Origin of the sequence: Streptomyces sp. NRRL S-1022, assembly GCF_000720135.1 — a bacterium.
Classification (GTDB): Bacteria; Actinomycetota; Actinomycetes; order Streptomycetales; family Streptomycetaceae; genus Streptomyces.
In genome coordinates, this window is sequence record NZ_JOIU01000003.1 from 122,135 (window position 1) to 136,558 (window position 14,424).

15 protein-coding genes are annotated in these 14,424 nt (G+C 73.2%); 5 read left to right on the top strand and 10 right to left on the bottom strand.

Annotated elements, in window-relative coordinates:
- The first annotated feature begins 82 nt into the window (after nt 1–82).
- Nucleotides 83–589 (top strand): hypothetical protein, encoded by a 507-nt coding sequence (locus IG05_RS0103990; RefSeq protein WP_030339143.1) that lies wholly within the window; start codon nt 83–85, stop codon nt 587–589.
- Here the strand turns inward: IG05_RS0103990 and IG05_RS0103995 are convergent.
- From IG05_RS0103995 to IG05_RS0104010, 4 genes are all read right to left on the bottom strand, one after another.
- Entirely contained in the window at nt 586–1,626 is a 1,041-nt protein-coding gene (locus IG05_RS0103995) for a C40 family peptidase (protein WP_030339145.1), read from the bottom strand. The genes IG05_RS0103990 and IG05_RS0103995 overlap by 4 nt on opposite strands.
- Nucleotides 1,627–1,738: 112 nt before the next feature.
- Entirely contained in the window at nt 1,739–2,059 is a 321-nt protein-coding gene (locus IG05_RS0104000) for a hypothetical protein (protein WP_234335759.1), read from the bottom strand.
- Entirely contained in the window at nt 2,046–2,702 is a 657-nt protein-coding gene (locus IG05_RS0104005) for a TetR/AcrR family transcriptional regulator (RefSeq protein ID WP_030339149.1), read from the bottom strand. The genes IG05_RS0104000 and IG05_RS0104005 overlap by 14 nt, the downstream gene beginning before the upstream one ends.
- A gap of 78 nt (nt 2,703–2,780) precedes the next feature.
- Nucleotides 2,781–3,719, bottom strand: coding sequence for an AurF N-oxygenase family protein (locus IG05_RS0104010; protein WP_030339151.1), 939 nt, complete (start codon nt 3,717–3,719; stop codon nt 2,781–2,783).
- 121 nt (nt 3,720–3,840) lie between these two features.
- Here IG05_RS0104010 and IG05_RS0104015 point away from each other — a divergent pair, with 121 nt between their 5' ends.
- Nucleotides 3,841–4,950: a ferritin-like domain-containing protein gene (locus IG05_RS0104015; RefSeq protein WP_030339153.1), complete on the top strand. Its 1,110-nt coding sequence runs from the start codon at nt 3,841–3,843 to the stop codon at nt 4,948–4,950.
- 53 nt (nt 4,951–5,003) lie between these two features.
- Nucleotides 5,004–5,837, top strand: a complete 834-nt coding sequence (locus IG05_RS0104020) for a hypothetical protein (RefSeq protein ID WP_324604990.1) — start codon at nt 5,004–5,006, stop codon at nt 5,835–5,837.
- Nucleotides 5,838–5,840: 3 nt separating this feature from the next.
- On the opposite strand, the gene IG05_RS0104025 is transcribed toward IG05_RS0104020, so the two are convergent.
- From IG05_RS0104025 to IG05_RS0104045, 5 genes are all read right to left on the bottom strand, one after another.
- Nucleotides 5,841–7,298 (bottom strand): penicillin-binding protein, encoded by a 1,458-nt coding sequence (locus tag IG05_RS0104025; RefSeq protein WP_030339157.1) that lies wholly within the window; start codon nt 7,296–7,298, stop codon nt 5,841–5,843.
- 35 nt (nt 7,299–7,333) lie between these two features.
- Nucleotides 7,334–8,695, bottom strand: a complete 1,362-nt coding sequence (locus IG05_RS0104030; protein ID WP_030339159.1) for an FtsW/RodA/SpoVE family cell cycle protein — start codon at nt 8,693–8,695, stop codon at nt 7,334–7,336.
- A gap of 48 nt (nt 8,696–8,743) precedes the next feature.
- Nucleotides 8,744–10,000: a sensor histidine kinase gene (locus IG05_RS0104035; protein ID WP_030339161.1), complete on the bottom strand. Its 1,257-nt coding sequence runs from the start codon at nt 9,998–10,000 to the stop codon at nt 8,744–8,746.
- A complete protein-coding gene (locus tag IG05_RS0104040; RefSeq protein ID WP_030339163.1) occupies nt 9,997–10,740 on the bottom strand; it encodes a hypothetical protein in 744 nt (247 codons plus the stop codon). Before IG05_RS0104040 ends, IG05_RS0104035 begins: the two co-directional genes overlap by 4 nt.
- A 253-nt stretch (nt 10,741–10,993) precedes the next feature.
- Entirely contained in the window at nt 10,994–11,500 is a 507-nt protein-coding gene (locus IG05_RS0104045; protein WP_030339165.1) for a protein-tyrosine phosphatase family protein, read from the bottom strand.
- 100 nt (nt 11,501–11,600) lie between these two features.
- Here IG05_RS0104045 and IG05_RS0104050 point away from each other — a divergent pair, with 100 nt between their 5' ends.
- Nucleotides 11,601–12,404: a nuclease-related domain-containing protein gene (locus IG05_RS0104050; RefSeq protein WP_030339168.1), complete on the top strand. Its 804-nt coding sequence runs from the start codon at nt 11,601–11,603 to the stop codon at nt 12,402–12,404.
- Nucleotide 12,405: 1 nt separating this feature from the next.
- On the opposite strand, the gene ligD is transcribed toward IG05_RS0104050, so the two are convergent.
- Nucleotides 12,406–13,293 carry a non-homologous end-joining DNA ligase gene (gene ligD / locus IG05_RS0104055; protein ID WP_030339170.1) on the bottom strand — a complete coding sequence of 296 codons (888 nt, stop codon included), beginning with the start codon at nt 13,291–13,293 and terminating at the stop codon, nt 12,406–12,408.
- Between the two features lie 53 nt (nt 13,294–13,346).
- On the opposite strand from ligD, the gene IG05_RS0104060 reads away from it, so the two are divergent.
- Nucleotides 13,347–14,417, top strand: coding sequence for a Ku protein (locus IG05_RS0104060; protein WP_030339172.1), 1,071 nt, complete (start codon nt 13,347–13,349; stop codon nt 14,415–14,417).
- Nucleotides 14,418–14,424: the final 7 nt, after the last annotated feature.

Below are 14,424 nucleotides of genomic sequence, written 5' to 3' on the forward strand. Positions count from 1 at the left end.
GTCCCCCTTTTGACACCTCCCACCGGCGGAGAGACGCTGGAGGGCAGGGGCCGGAAGGGGGACGAGCCACGTAGGAGTTCCCATGAACGGTCGACGCGTACGCCTGGCGGTGCTGACGCCCCTCACGGTGTCGGCGTTGGCCGCGGGGACGGTGGCGCTCGCCGCCCCCCCGGCCGCTGCGGCGTCGTCGCCCACCTGCGCTGTCTCGCGGGCCGACGGCCCGGCGCACCTGGAGGTCGTCGGCGAGGACTTCCGGCCGGACAAGGCCGTGTTCGTCGATTCCGCCCACGGGGCCCACGCCACCGTGCGCACCGACGCCGACGGCGCCTTCGCCGCGACGGTGAGCCAGGCGGCCGGCACCGTCACCGCCCGGCAGGCCGGCGGCCCCGAGGCCAGGTGCGGCACGGCCGAGCAGGGCGCGCGCATGAACGCCCGGGAGCAGTACGCGGCGGGCTACAAGGCCGGTTACGCGGCCATGAAGAACGACTGCGACGTCCGGGACCTCAAGCGCGTGCCGGTCAACGACAACTTCCGCAACGGCTTCAGGGACGGCGCGGCCGCGGCGGCGAAGAAGTTCTGCGCGGGCTAGCTCCGTCGTGCGGGGCCGGGACGCACCGCGCCGAGGATCGGCCGGCCGGCGATCGGGGAGACCGTGACCTTCCCGCCCGGCCTCGGCGCCTGGACGACCTTCCCGCCGCCGACGTACATCGCCACGTGGGTCGCCTCGGGGAAGTACACGACCAGGTCGCCCGGCCGGAGTTCCTTCAGCGGCACCCGCTGCAGCCGCTCCCACTGCTCCTGGCTGGTGCGCGGGATCGGGGTCCCCGCGTGGGACCACGCGTCCGAGGTGAGGCCCGAGCAGTCGTACGCCCGCGGGCCCCGCGCCCCCCAGGCGTACGGCTTGCCGATCTGGTCCAGGGCGTAGTGGACCGCGCGTTCGCCCTCCGGTGAGGCGGCGCGGTCGGCCGGGAGGGCACCGGCGGTGGCGAGGGTGCGCTGGGCCTCGGCGGCCCCCTGCTGTTCGAGCCGGGCGATCGCGGCGAGCTGCTGGGGGGTGAGGCCGGCCAGCAGGCGTTCCACGCCGGCGAGCCGGCTGTGGACGTCGTCGCGCTGGGTCTTCTGCCGGGCGGCCAGGGTGAGCTGGGTGTCGAGGGCCTTGCGGGCCGCGCGGGCCAGCGCGTCCTTGCGCTTCTCCGCCGCGGCCAGCCGGCCCACCGTACGGGCGCGTGCGCGGGCCAGCTCGCCGATGACATGGCCCTCGTCCAGCGCGTGCTGCGGATCGGGCGCGAGGAGCAGCCGCACGTACGGGCCGAGACCGCCGCTGTTCTGGTACTGCTGCCGGGCCAGGCGCCCGGCGTCGGTCCGGCTGTCCTGCAACGCCAGTCGGGCGCGGGCCAGTTCACCGTCGAGCCGGGCGACCTCGGCGCGCTGCCGCTCCAGCTGCTCCGTGGTGGCGTTGTAGGTCTCGGTGGCCTGTTCGGTGTGCCGGTACAGCTGCTGGAGATCCGTCAGCAGCTCGGCCACCGACCGCTGCGGTTCCGGCGCGGCCACGGCGGGTGCGGGCGCGAGGACGGCCTGGGCCGCCACCGCGGCCGTACCGGCCAGACGCAGAAGCCGTGCTGACACGTCATCACCTCCGGGGCGGGGAGAGCGGAATCTCCGCCTCCTGTCGCAACCCGATAATCAGACGTGTCGGTGCGGGGGATGGGGGAAGGCTGCGCGGTTCGGCGCAGCGGAATCACCCGTTCGTGTCATCCGGCTTGCCGGACGGCCTGGTGTCCGGCTTGGACCAGGGCCAGCGGAGCCTTCCGCCGGACCTGTCGTCCGGGTCGTACGTGTACTTCCACCCCTGGATCAGCCCGAGCCGCCGGCTGTGCCCGCGCGGCACCCGGCGGTAGACCAGCACCGTGGGCGGGCCGCCCGCCGGGTCGGGGACGGGGATGCGGTACGTCTTCGGGGGGTGCCCGGTGGGGCCGAGCAGGACGGGCAGCACGCGCCCGTCCATGGGGCCGCCCTCGAAGGGGGTGTCGTGGCTCTTCACCAGCTCAGTCTCGGTCATCCCCGGCGAGCGCGGCGACGAGGCCGGCGGTCTGCGGGTCCCGGGCCGCGGTGACCGTGAGCGCGGCCACGAACTGCTCCACCAGCCAGTCGCGCAGCTCCGCGGCCGGGGGCTGCTTGTCCTCGTCCAGCCACATCAGGGAGGCCGCCTCCACGGCCGTGATCCACATCCGGACCGTCATGCGCAGCCAGGGGCCCGGACCGGTGACGCCGAGGTGCCGGTAGATGTGCTCGGCGGCGGACCGGCGCACCCCGTCCACGATGGCGCCGGTGCGGGAGGTCTCCACCACGCTGCCGCCCTGGAGCAGCGCGCTGAACCCGGTGTCGTGCCCGTCCACGAAGGCCAGGTAGCGGTCCAGGGCGCGGGACAGGCGGGGCAGCGGCGCCCCCTGGCGGGGCTCGTCGAAGCAGTGCCTCAGCTCCTCGGCGGCGGAGCGCAGCGCGGCCTCGTACAGCTGCTGCTTGCCGCCGGGGAAGTACCGGTACACCAGCGGCCGCGAGACCCCGGCCGCCTCCGCCACGTCGTCCAGGGAGACGTCCTCGGGGGCGCGGTGCGCGAAGAGGCTCAGGGCGGTGTCGAGGAGCTGGCTGCGCCGTTCCTCGACGCTCAGCCGGCGGTACGCGGGGGTGGCCGACGGGGTCATGGCCAGCAGCCTAATCGCCGCCCCGGCCCGCCGTTCTCCCGTTGCCGGCAAGGGCCGACAGGGGCCGGCCGCCCACGGCTACGCCAGCAGGCCCGACGACCTCCACAGCCGCCGGCCGACGCCCCGCAGCACCCCGATGTCGTCCAGGAAGTCCGTCAGCCGCTTCGCGCCCGACTGCATGACCTCCCGGCGGTGCCCGCTCGCCTTCACCTGAGCCATCGCCTCCCGCTTGTCCAGGCCGACGTTGGTGTAGACGTCCGGGTTGACGAAGGCGACCGAGAAGACGCGGGCGAACTCGCCCGAGGTGACCCGGGTGAACTCCTGGGACCACTTCGGCGCGGTCGCCATCTGGCGCCGCAGCTCCTCGCGGGCGTACCGCACGTGCCGGGCCTCCTCGACCACGTGGATGCGGGTGACGCCCCGGATCAGCGTCTGGACCCGCTCGTCCGGGAAGGTCAGCCGCTGCATCCAGTCCAGGACCTCCTCGCCGAGCAGCGTGGCGGTGAAGGAACCGGGGGTGGTGGAGATCGTCTTGAACAGCCGGCCCAGGTTCTGGTGGGCGCGGCTGACCGGGTACCAGGGCGTGCCGCCGTGCGATATCAGCCGCGCGAACATCTTGGAGTGCCGGCACTCGTCCTCGATCTCGGTGAGCGCGTAGCGCACGTGGGCGCTCGTCGCCGCCTTGTCGTAGATGTGCCGGACCAGCAGCTGCATCAGGATGATCTCGAACCAGATGCCGAGCGAGGCCAGTGCGGCGGCCTCGTGCTGCGAGAGCAGGATCCGCTGCTCCTCGCTCATCCGCTTCCACATCGGGGTGTCGTACAGCGAGACCAGTTCCGGCGGCCAGAACCACTTGCCCTCCTCGAAGGGCGCGTCCCAGTCCAGCTCCTTGTCCGGGTCGAAGGAGTGCTTGGCGGAAGAGACCAGCAGCCGTTCGGCCACCTGCTCCCGGTCCTTGAGCAGGCCGAGCGCGTCGCGCAGCCCGTCCAGCGCGTCCTCTTCCGTCAGGGTCGTCATGGCTCCCTCACCTCGTTACCCGGGGGTAGTCGTCCTGTCTTATAAGACTGCTTGTCAGCAAGGTCGTCAATCCCTCGCGCGCAACTTGTTGGCGCCGCGTCCGCGTGTGAGCCTGCCGGGTATGCCGACCCACGACCTCTACGCCGTTCCCCCGGGAGACTCCCCCTGGCAGGTGCCCGCCACCGGCGCGGCCCGGTTCAGCTGGGAGTACGACGACGGCCGCGACCGCCTGCTCGCCCTGTACCAGAAGGGCAAGGACAAGCAGTGGGACGGGCGGACGCGCATCGACTGGGACCAGGAGGTCGACCCGTACGACGCCCTGGGCACGCCCGAGGAGGCCATGTCCCTGTACGGCACCCCGTACTGGGCCAAGCTGTCGCGGAAGGACAAGGGCGAACTGCGCCGGCACTACGCCTCCTGGCAGTTCAGCCAGTTCCTGCACGGCGAGCAGGGCGCGATGATCTGCGCCGCGCGGATCGTGGAGTCGGTGCCCGACCTGGACGCCAAGTTCTTCTCCGCGACCCAGACCATGGACGAGGCCCGGCACGCCGAGATCTACGGCCGGTTCCTGCACGAGAAGATCGGCCTCGTCTACCCGGTCAACGACAACCTCCAGTCGCTGCTCGGCGACACCCTGCGCGACAGCCGCTGGGACATGCCCTACCTCGGCATGCAGGTACTGATCGAGGGTCTGGCGCTGGCCGCCTTCGGCATGATCCGGGACACCACGAACAAGCCCCTGCCCCGGCAGATCCTGACCTACGTCATGCAGGACGAGGCCCGGCACGTCGCCTTCGGCCGCATGGCACTGCGCGACCACTACCGGCAGCTCACCGAGGCCGAACTGCGCGAGCGCGAGGAGTTCGTCATCGAGGGCTGCTACCTGATGCGCGACCGGCTGCGCGGGGTGGAGGTGCTGGAGAACTTCGGCATCCCGAAGGCCGAGGCGGAGGCGCTGAGCGAACGGTCCGAGTTCCTCCGGCTCTTCCGGAAGCTGCTCTTCAGCCGCATCGTCCCGTGCGTCAAGGACATCGGCCTGTGGGGCAAGCGGCTCCAGCAGGCCTACGTGGACATGGGCGTCCTGGAGCTGGGCGACTCCGACCTGGACCTGCTGATGGCGCAGGACGAGGAGCTGGCCGAGCGGCTGGACACCGAGCGCTTCGCCGCCGAGGAGCGGGCACGGGTGGCTGAGGTGGAGGAGGCGATCGAGTCGGGCGCCGCCGGGGACTGACCGGGCGCGGTGCCGCCGGTGTCACCCGGGTGCAGTAGCGTGCTGGCGTGTCCATGCCTCCGCCGCCGCAGAATCCCGGCCCCTACGGCCAGCAGCCCCCGCAGCAGCCGGGACCGTACGGCCAGCAGCCCCCGGGGCCGTACGGCTCCCCGTACCCCCAGCAGCCCTACCCCCAGCAGCAGCCCTACCCCCAGCAGCAGCCGTACCCGGCTCAGCAGCCCTACACCGGCTGGGGCGTGCCGCCCATGGTCCCGCCCCCGAGGAAGCGGCGGATCGGCCTGGTGCTCGGCATCGTGGGCGGAGTCGTCGCGGCCGTCGTGGTGCTGCTCATCGTGCTCGGGATGGTGGCCGAGAGCGGCTTCCCCGCTGCGGACTACAAGCTGACCCTGCCCGGCAAGCTGCTCGACGGGAAGTACGCACTCGTCGACGACCTCTCCGGGTCCGAGGGCAAGAAGATCAGCGACGAGGCCGACGGAGCCTGGGACGCCAAGGACACCCACGGGGTGGTCGGCACCTACAGCCCCGGCGGTGACGAGACCAAGGGCACCCTGGTGGTGTCCGGCATGTACGGCCGGTTCAAGAACACCGGCGAGGCCCGTACGAACATGATGAAGGGCGCCGGCGAGGGCGACAGCGCCACGATCGCCGTACCGCCCAAGGACTTCGAGCTGGACGGCGTCACCATCGCTTGCGAGGTGATGACCGAGGAGCACCTGGGCACGAAGATCACCGTGCCGGTGTGCGCGTGGGCCGACGGCAACACCGGGGCCACGGTCGCCGAAGTGGCCACGGAAGCCATGAGCCAGGCCCCCTCGGACGTCGACCTGGAGGCGTTCGCGCGCAAGACCCTCACGATCCGCTCGGAGATGCGGGGGCCGCTCGGCTGACCCTCACCGCCCGAGCACGGCCCGCATCACGTCCCGCGCGATCGGCGCCGCGTCCCCGCCGCCGCTGATCTCGCCCCGGTCCGCGGAGGCGTCCTCCACCACCACCGCGACCGCCACCTGCGGCTCCGGCGCGTCCTCGCTCTGCGCCCAGGAGAGGAACCAGGCGTACGGCACCCCGGCGTTGCCGACCCCGTGCTGCGCGGTGCCGGTCTTGCCGCCGACCAGCGCGCCGGGGATCGCCGCGTTGGTGCCGGTGCCCTCCTCGACCACGCCGGCCATCAGCTCCTTGAGCCGGGCCGCCGTGTCCGGCCGCATCACCTGCCGCCCCGGCCGGGCCGCGCTGCCGCCGACCGTCTCGCCGCCGTACCGGGTGGTCCGCTCCACCAGGTACGGCGGACGCAGCCGGCCGCCGTCCGCGACCGCCGCCGCGACCATCGCCATCTGCAACGGGGTGGCCCGCGTGTTGTACTGCCCGATCGAGGACAGCGCCAGCTGCGCCCGGTCCACCCTGGTGTCGAAGGTGCTGGGCGACACGGCGAAGGGGATGCGCACACCGGTGTCGTTGAACCCGAACGCCTGGGCCGTCGTCGCCATGTCCCGCACCCCCACGTCCACGCCCAGCTTGGCGAAGACCGTGTTGCAGGACCACTCGAAGGCGTCCCGCACCGAGGCGTTCCGGCACCCGTCGCCCTCGTTGGTCAGCCGGGTGGTGGTGCCGGGCAGCCGGTAGGGGTCGGGGGAGTCGGTGGACGCGTCCAGGTCCGTGACCACGCCCGCGTCCAGCGCCGCCGCCGCGGTGACCACCTTGAACGTCGACCCCGGCGGATAGGTCTGCCGGACCGCCCGGTTCAGCATCGGCTTCTCCGGGTCGTGGTTGAGCCGGGCCCACGCCGCCGACACCGCCTCGTTGTTGCCCGACAGCTCCGACGGGTCGTACGACGGGCTGGTCACCAGCGCCAGCACGCGGCCCGTGGACGGCTCGACCGCGGCCACCGCGCCCTTGCGCCCGGCGAGCCCCCGGTACGCGGCCTCCTGCGCCCGCCGGCTGAGGGTCGTCACCACGTCCCCGCCGCGGCTCGGCGCCCGGGTCACGTCGCTCCACAGCTGCAGCGGCGCCAGCAGCGGATCGGTGCCCGAGAGCACCCCGTCCTCGGTGTGCTCCAGGAACGCGGTGCCGTACGTCTGCGAGGAGAACCCGGTGACCGGCGCGTACAACGGGCCGTCCTTGTAAGCCCGTTCGTAACGCAGCTGCTCGCCGGTGTCCACCGACCCGGTGACCGGGTCGCCACCCACCAGGATGTTGCCGCGCGGCTGCTGGTAACGGGCGATGGTGGCACGGCGGTTGGCCGGGTTGCCGTCGTACTCCCGGGACTGCACGACCTGCACCCGCGCCGCGTTGGCCAGCAGGGCCGCCAGCAGCAGGGCGCAGAAACCGCAGGCGTGCCGGATGTACTTCCCCATCGGGCGCCCGCCGTCGGGAATCCGGTCGTAGTCGCTCACGATGCCTCCCGGCCGTCGTACTGGCTGCGCGCCGAATCGCTCACCCGGACCAGCAGCGCCACGATCGCCCAGTTGGTGACCACCGAGGAGCCCCCCTGGGCGAGGAAGGGCATCGCCATGCCGGTCAGCGGGATCAGCCCGGTCACCCCGCCCGCGATCACGAACACCTGCAGCGCCACGATCGAGGCCAGCCCGACCGCGAGGAGCCGGCCGAACGGCTCGCGCAGCGCGAGGCCCGCCCGGTAGCCGCGCTCCACCAGCAGCGCGTACAGCAGCACGATCGCCGCGAGGCCCGCGAGGCCCAGCTCCTCCCCGGCGGTAGCCAGGATGAAGTCCGACTTGGCGGCGAAGCCGATCAGGATGGAGTGGCCGAGTCCGAGCCCGGTACCGAGGACCCCGCCGGCGGCGAAGGCGAACAGCGACTGGGAGAGCTGATTCGGGCCCTGCCCGGCCTCGATGGTGGCGAACGGGTGCAGCCAGTCCTCGATCCGGCCGCCCACGTGCGGCTCCAGCCGCCCCACGGCGAACGCGCCGAGCACGGCCAGCAGCAGCCCGACCGCGATCCAGCCGGTGCGCCCGGTGGCCACGTACAGCAGCACCACGAACAGCCCGAAGAACAGCAGCGAGGTCCCGAGGTCCCGCTCCAGCACCAGCACGCCCACGCTCACCAGCCAGATCGTCAGGATCGGCCCGAGCACCCGCCCGGTCGGGAACTGCAGCCGCCACAGCCGCCGGCCGGTGTACGCGAGCGCGCTGCGGTTGGCGGCCAGATAGGCGGCGAAGAACACCGCGAGCAGCACCTTCGCGAACTCGCCGGGCTGGATGGAGAACCCGGCGATCCGGATCCAGATCCGGGCGCCGTTGACCGCCGGGAACAGGATCGGCAGCGCCAGCAGGGCCAGGGCGGCCACCACGCACACGTACGAGTACCGCTGGAGCACCCGGTGGTCGCGCAGCACCAGGACGACGGCGATGAACAGGCCCACCCCGAGCGTCGACCACACCAGTTGGGTGGGGGCCGCCTGGTCGCCCGGTGTCTCCAGGTCCAGCCGGTAGATCAGCACCAGCCCCAGCCCGTTGAGCAGCACGCCGATGGGCAGCGGCAGGGGATCGGCGTACGGCGCCCGGATGCGGACCGCGATGTGCGCGAACAGGGCGAGCACGCCGAGGCCGGCCCCGTAGCCGGCGGCGCCCGGCGGGACGGTGCCGGTCCGGGCCAGCCCCACCGCGCAGTAGCCGTACACGGACAGCAGGACGGCCAGCACGAGCAGGGAGAGTTCGACGCCCCGGCGCCGGGGGAGGCGTGCGGCACGCGCGGGAGCGGGGACCGCCGCCGTGGTGGTTCCGGCGTTCGTCATGCCCGGAACCTATCCAAATGGGGCGTCTTGTGCCGGGAAGAGGGCCTTTCAGGGAGCGGCCGGTTTCGCCGGCGGCAGCGTCAGCGTGGCCACCGCGCCCCCGTCCACCGCGTTGGTGAAGGTCAGCCCCGCGCCCAGCACCTCCGCCTGGCCCACCGCGATGGTCAGCCCCAGCCCGTGCCCCGTGGCCCCGCCCTCGGTCCGGAACCGCTGCGGCCCGTGCGCCACCAGGTACCCCGGATACCCGCCGCCGTGGTCGCGCACGGTCACCACCGACCCGTCCACCGTCAGCACCACCGGCGGCGCCCCGTGCTTGTGCGCGTTGGCCACCAGGTTCCCCAGCACCCGCTCCAGCCGCCGCCGGTCGGTCTCCACCCGGACGTCCCGCCGGATCCGCACCTCGGTGTCGGTGCCCGAGGCCCGCACCACCCGCTCGGCCAGCGTCCCCAGCTGCTCCGTGCCGACCTCCAGCATCTCCCGCCCGGTGTCCAGCCGGGAGATCTCCAGCAGGTCCTCGGTGAGGGTGCGCAGCGCCGCCACCCGGTCCCGCACCAGCTCCGTCGGCCGCCCGGGCGGCAGCAGCTCGGCCGCCGCGTGCAGCCCGGTCAGCGGGGTGCGCAGCTCGTGCGCGACGTCCGCGGTGAACCGCTGCTCGCTCAGCAGCTTGCTCTGCAGGGTCGACGCCATCGTGTCCAGGGCCGCGGCCACCGCGGCGACCTCGTCCTGCGGGCGGGTCGGATCCTGGGTCCGGGGGTCGTCCACCCGGGCGTCCAGGTCCCCGGCGCTGATCCGCCGGGCCACCCGCGCGGTGCCGTGCAGCCGCCGGGTCACCCGGGTCACCGCGAACACGCCGACCAGCACCGTCGCGCCGATCGCCAGCCCCGACGACCACAGGATCGACTGGTCGAGACCGGCGATGGTGCGGGACTGCTGCGAGTAGTCGACCTCCACGGCCAGCGCCCGGTGCCCGGCCACCGGACCCGCCGCCCACATGGCAGGCCGGCCCTGGTGGGTGGCGACCATCGTGCCGCGCTTCCCGGCCACCGCCAGCGTCCGCAGCGGCGCCGGCAGTCCCTGCGGGTCCACCCCGGCACCCGGCAGCAGCGTGTCCCCGGCCTCGTACGCCCGGGTGGCGTCCGTGAGCCGGGACAGCGCCAGATCGCGGGCCTGGCCGACGGTCTGGTTGGTCACCGAGACGTGCACGAGCACGCCGAGCAGTGCGGCCAGCGCGCAGCACATCACCGTGATGAACGCGGCGGCCTTGACGGCGAGGGCCCCGGCCCAGTGGGGCAGCGTGAGCCTCATCGCGGGCTCGCCGGGGCCGCCGGGCTCGCCGCGGGGGAGGCCGACGGGGACGGGGTCCTGCTGGTGCGGCCGTCGCCGACGTGCAGGTACTCGTCGCTGGAGAAGACCATCGCGCGCTGGCCCGGGTCCCACACCCAGGTGGTGCGGTACTCGTAGCCGGAGATGTCGGCCGGCGAACGCTCGATCAGCGACCGGCCGGCCAGCTCCACCCCGATGATCGCGTCGTTGTCGGCCAGCACCTGCACCAGCCGGTGCCGCTCGACGGTGTACACCCGCACCGCCGTCTGGTTGGTCGGGTACAGCCGGAAGCCGAGCGTCAGATCCGCCCGGCCGTCCCCGGTGAGGTCCCGGTAGTACGGCTTCAGCAGCGGGCACCGGGCCCGGTCACCGCCCGGCCGGCACTCCTCCATCCGGTCCACGGTCGCGTGGTACGCCCCCTTCGACCCGTAGTCGGAGGGGTGTGCCTTCAGCTCCGCCTCGACGACGTCCACCGGATCGACCTTGCGCAGGTCGTCGCCGGGGACCGTGATGCCCTTGACCGTCTCCCGGGTCGCCACGTCGTAGGGGTAGGCCGGGCTGGACGCCGGCCGCAGATCGGGCCAGAGCTTGGCGGGGCTGGCGGCGGTCGGGGTCGGCCCGGCACCGCGCAGCCCGCCGGTGTCCCCGCAGGCCGCCGCCGTCACCGACAGCAGGGCGACGGCGACTGCGGCGAGGGCGGTGCGCACGGGACGGGCTGGCATCCCTACATTCTGACGGAAGCCTGCTTTGTACGGCTTCGGGAGCGGGGCGTGACGGGGGACGCACCTGGGAAAGACCGACGGAGACCGCCGGGGTGGGGGTGGGGGCCGGTGGGGTGGCGGTTCGGTGGGGCAGCGGTCTGTGGGGTAGCGGTCCGGTGGGGTGGCAGAGTGGTGAAGCGGCGGGCCGGCCGAGCGGCGGAGCCGGGCGGATAACCGGCAGAGTGGGACGGCGGACCGGCGGAACGGGGCGGGGCTACTCGGCCAGCTCCTCCAGCAGCCGTACGGTCGCCAGGCCCGTCCGCAGGTACTCCACGAACAGTTCGTTGTGCAGCGCCCACGCCGAGCGCCTGGCCCGGATCAGCTGGACCGCCTGGTCGGCCGAGTCTCCCCGCTGGACCAGGGCGTGCGCGATGACCAGCCCCGACCGGTTGTACCCGTGGTAGCAGCGCACGAGCACCCGGCGGCCCGCGTCCAGCGCCTCGTTCACCGCCCGCGCCAGCCGGATCACCCCGGCCAGCTGCGTCCCGTCCAGCGGCCCGTCCGGAATCGGCCACACATGGTGCTCCACGCCCGCGTCGGGCCCGTACCCCGGCAGCCGCAGCAGCGACTGCACCAGATCGAACTCGTCCCGTACGACGACGGACTCCAGCCGGCCCGTACGGCCCCGGAACCGGTGCCCGCCCATCCACAGGCCGGGCACGATCTCGCTCCACGGGCTGTCCGGGGCCGGTACGTCGGGCTGCTCTCCGCGGGTACGCAACGGCGCCTCCCCAACTCGCCCTCGCCGGGCCGTCCTCCACGGTAACCGGTCTTGCCCCGGGAGCACCCCGCCTGTTCCCATGGTCGAGGGGTGATGGCGCATGAGCGGACTGCGCGTGGTGCCGGCCTTCCGGCACGGTCGGGAGCGGCTGTACGTCTGCCGCGAGGACGGATCCAACGTCGCCTGGTACGACCGTGAGACAGGCCGGGTCAACCTGCTCGGCGAGGACGGCAGGGACGACGTGCTCCACGCCCTGCAACCCTTCCTGACCGGCCCGGTCACCGTCGGCCCGCCCCCGGTGCCCACCCCCGCGGAACTCGCCCGGCTCACCCTGCACCCGGACGACGACCTCGCCCCCAACCGCCCCGGCGAGGCCCTGCTCGTCGCCCTCGACCGCGACCCCGGCCCCGCCCACCGGCTGCGCCCCGACCCGCGCCGGCGCGCCCTGACCGCCGAGCAGACCGTCGGCGCCGCCCTGGACGAGCTGGAGGGCACCGGCTGGCACACCCTGCACTCCGTCCCGCTGCCCGGGGGCGACCGCATCCACCACCTGGTGATCGGCCCCGGCGGCCTGTTCGCCGTCCACGCCCTGTACGCCCGCAAGAGCCGGGTCCTGGTCGCCGACCCGATGGTCACCCTGGGCCGTCGCGAGCCCGAGCCGCTGCTGCGCCGGCTGCGCGCCGACGCCGACCGCGCGTCCTACGCGCTGACCGCCGAGGTCCGCCCGCTGCTGGCCCTGGCCGGCCCGGCCGAGGTGACCGTGACGGCGCAGCCGCGCGCGGTGCGGATCCTGACGGACGCCGAGCTGGCGGGCCTCGCCCGGCTGGGCGGGGTGCTCAAGCCGGCGGACGTGGAGGCCTTGCACGGAATGGCCCGGGACCGCAGGACCTGGGGGAGGCTGTAGCTCAGGGCAGGGGTACGGCCCGCTCCGGGTCCGTCAGCGCGGACATCAGGTCGCCGAGGTCCTGGAGCCGCGGGGCGATGTCCTCCGCCCGGAACTCCAGCTGCCCGGGGCTGCGGCAGCCGGCGACCTCCTCCCAGGTCACCGGCGCCGACACCAGCGGGATCCGGCGGGCGCGCACGGTGTACGGCGCGGCCGTCGTCTTGCGGGCCGCGTTCTGGCTCCAGTCGACGAACACCTTCCCCGGCCTGAGGCTCTTCGTCATCCGGTGCACCACCAGCCGGGGCATCTCCCGCTCGGCCTCCACCGCCAGCGCCTTCGCGTACTCGGACGTCCGTTCGGAAGAACTGCCCCGCACCGCCGCCAGCAGGTGCAGCCCCTTCGAACCGGCGGTCTTCGGATACGCCTCGATCCCGTCCGCCGCGAGCCGCTCACGCAGCCACAGGGCGACCTCGCAGCAGTGCACGATCGTCGCGGGCGCACCCGGGTCGAGGTCGAAGACCAGCCGGTCCGCCTCCTGCGGGGACTGCACCAGCCACTGGTGCGTGTGGAACTCCGCGACCAGGTTCGCCGCCCAGACCAGGCTCGGCAGGTCCTGCACCACCACCATCCGGGCCGGGCTGTCCGCCGACGACCGCGGCACCTGGGCGGTGGTGACCCAGTCGGGCGTACCCGGCGGCACGTTCTTGGCGAAGAACAGCTGCCCTCCGGGGCCGTCCGGATAGCGCAGGAAGGACACCGCCCGGTCCCGCAGATGCGGCAGCAGGGCCGCGGCGGTGGTCGCGTAGTAGTGCAGCAGCTCCCCTTTGGTGAAGCCGGTCTCCGGATACAGCACCTTCTCCAGGTTGCTGAGCGCGACCCGGCGCCCCTCCACCTCTGTGATAGGCGTCATAAGATGACAATCCCAGACAAACAGAAGAAATCTGCAAAGGAAGGGTGCGGCACGTGCGATCGATCTGGAACGGCGCCATCTCCTTCGGTCTCGTCAGCATCCCGATCAAGCTGGTGAACGCCACGGAGAGCCACGCCATCTCCTTCCGGCAGATCCACACCGAGGACAACGGCCGCATCCGCTACCGCAAGGTCTGCGAACTGGAGGAGCGCGAGGTCACGCAGTCCGAGATCGGCAAGGCGTACGAGGACGCCGACGGATCGATGATCCCGATCACCGACGAGGACCTCTCCCACCTGCCCCTCCCGACGGCCCGCACGATCGAGATCGTGGCGTTCGTCCCGGCCGACCGCATCGACCCCCTCCAGATGGACGCGGCCTACTACCTCGCCGCCAGCGGGGCCCCCGCCGCCAAGCCGTACACCCTGCTGCGCGAAGCCCTGAAGCGCAGCAACAAGGTCGCCATCGCCAAGTACGCGCTGCGCGGCCGGGAGCGCCTCGGCATGCTGCGGGTCGTCGGCGACGCCATCGCCATGCACGGGCTGCTGTGGCCGGACGAGGTCCGGGCCCCGGAAGGCGTCGCCCCCGACACCGACGTCACCATCCGGGACAAGGAACTCGACCTCGCGGACGCCCTGATGGACACCCTCGGCGAGGTCGACCTGGAAGACCTGCACGACGAGTACCGGGAGGCGCTGGAGGAGGTCATCGCCGCGAAGGCCTCCGGCGAGACCCCGCCCGAGGCCCCGGCCCCCGCCGCAGGCGGCAAGGTGCTCGACCTGATGGCCGCCCTGGAGAACAGCGTGCGCGCGGCTCGGGAGTCCCGGGCGGCCGCCGGAGCGGAGGCCGAGGTCAGACCCCTGCGGCAGGGGCGGGCCGAGCCCAAGGAGCCGGCGGGCAAGAAGTCGACCTCCACGGCCACGAAGAAGACGACCGCCGAGAAGAAGGCCACGCCCGCCCGCAAGTCGACCTCAAGGGCGGGGGAGGGGGCGAAGAAGACGGAATCGACGGCGGCGAAGAGCACGTCGGCGAAGAACGCGACGGCGAAGACGGCGACGGCGAGGAGCACGTCGGCGAAGAAGACCCCGGCGAAGAAGGCCTCGCCCCGCAAGCGCTCGGCGTGAGGGTGCG

What these genes read in the sequence shown, in the direction of transcription:
- IG05_RS0103990 (WP_030339143.1), top strand. Translation starts at nt 83, where the DNA reads ATGAACGGTCGACGCGTACGCCTGGCGGTGCTGACGCCCCTCACGGTG.
- IG05_RS0104000 (WP_234335759.1), bottom strand. Translation starts at nt 2,059, where the DNA reads ATGACCGAGACTGAGCTGGTGAAGAGCCACGACACCCCCTTCGAGGGC.
- IG05_RS0104005 (WP_030339149.1), bottom strand. Translation starts at nt 2,702, where the DNA reads ATGACCCCGTCGGCCACCCCCGCGTACCGCCGGCTGAGCGTCGAGGAA.
- IG05_RS0104010 (WP_030339151.1), bottom strand. Translation starts at nt 3,719, where the DNA reads ATGACGACCCTGACGGAAGAGGACGCGCTGGACGGGCTGCGCGACGCG.
- IG05_RS0104015 (WP_030339153.1), top strand. Translation starts at nt 3,841, where the DNA reads ATGCCGACCCACGACCTCTACGCCGTTCCCCCGGGAGACTCCCCCTGG.
- IG05_RS0104020 (WP_324604990.1), top strand. Translation starts at nt 5,004, where the DNA reads ATGCCTCCGCCGCCGCAGAATCCCGGCCCCTACGGCCAGCAGCCCCCG.
- IG05_RS0104025 (WP_030339157.1), bottom strand. Translation starts at nt 7,298, where the DNA reads ATGGGGAAGTACATCCGGCACGCCTGCGGTTTCTGCGCCCTGCTGCTG.
- IG05_RS0104030 (WP_030339159.1), bottom strand. Translation starts at nt 8,695, where the DNA reads ATGACGAACGCCGGAACCACCACGGCGGCGGTCCCCGCTCCCGCGCGT.
- IG05_RS0104035 (WP_030339161.1), bottom strand. Translation starts at nt 10,000, where the DNA reads ATGAGGCTCACGCTGCCCCACTGGGCCGGGGCCCTCGCCGTCAAGGCC.
- IG05_RS0104040 (WP_030339163.1), bottom strand. Translation starts at nt 10,740, where the DNA reads ATGCCAGCCCGTCCCGTGCGCACCGCCCTCGCCGCAGTCGCCGTCGCC.
- IG05_RS0104050 (WP_030339168.1), top strand. Translation starts at nt 11,601, where the DNA reads ATGAGCGGACTGCGCGTGGTGCCGGCCTTCCGGCACGGTCGGGAGCGG.
- ligD (WP_030339170.1), bottom strand. Translation starts at nt 13,293, where the DNA reads ATGACGCCTATCACAGAGGTGGAGGGGCGCCGGGTCGCGCTCAGCAAC.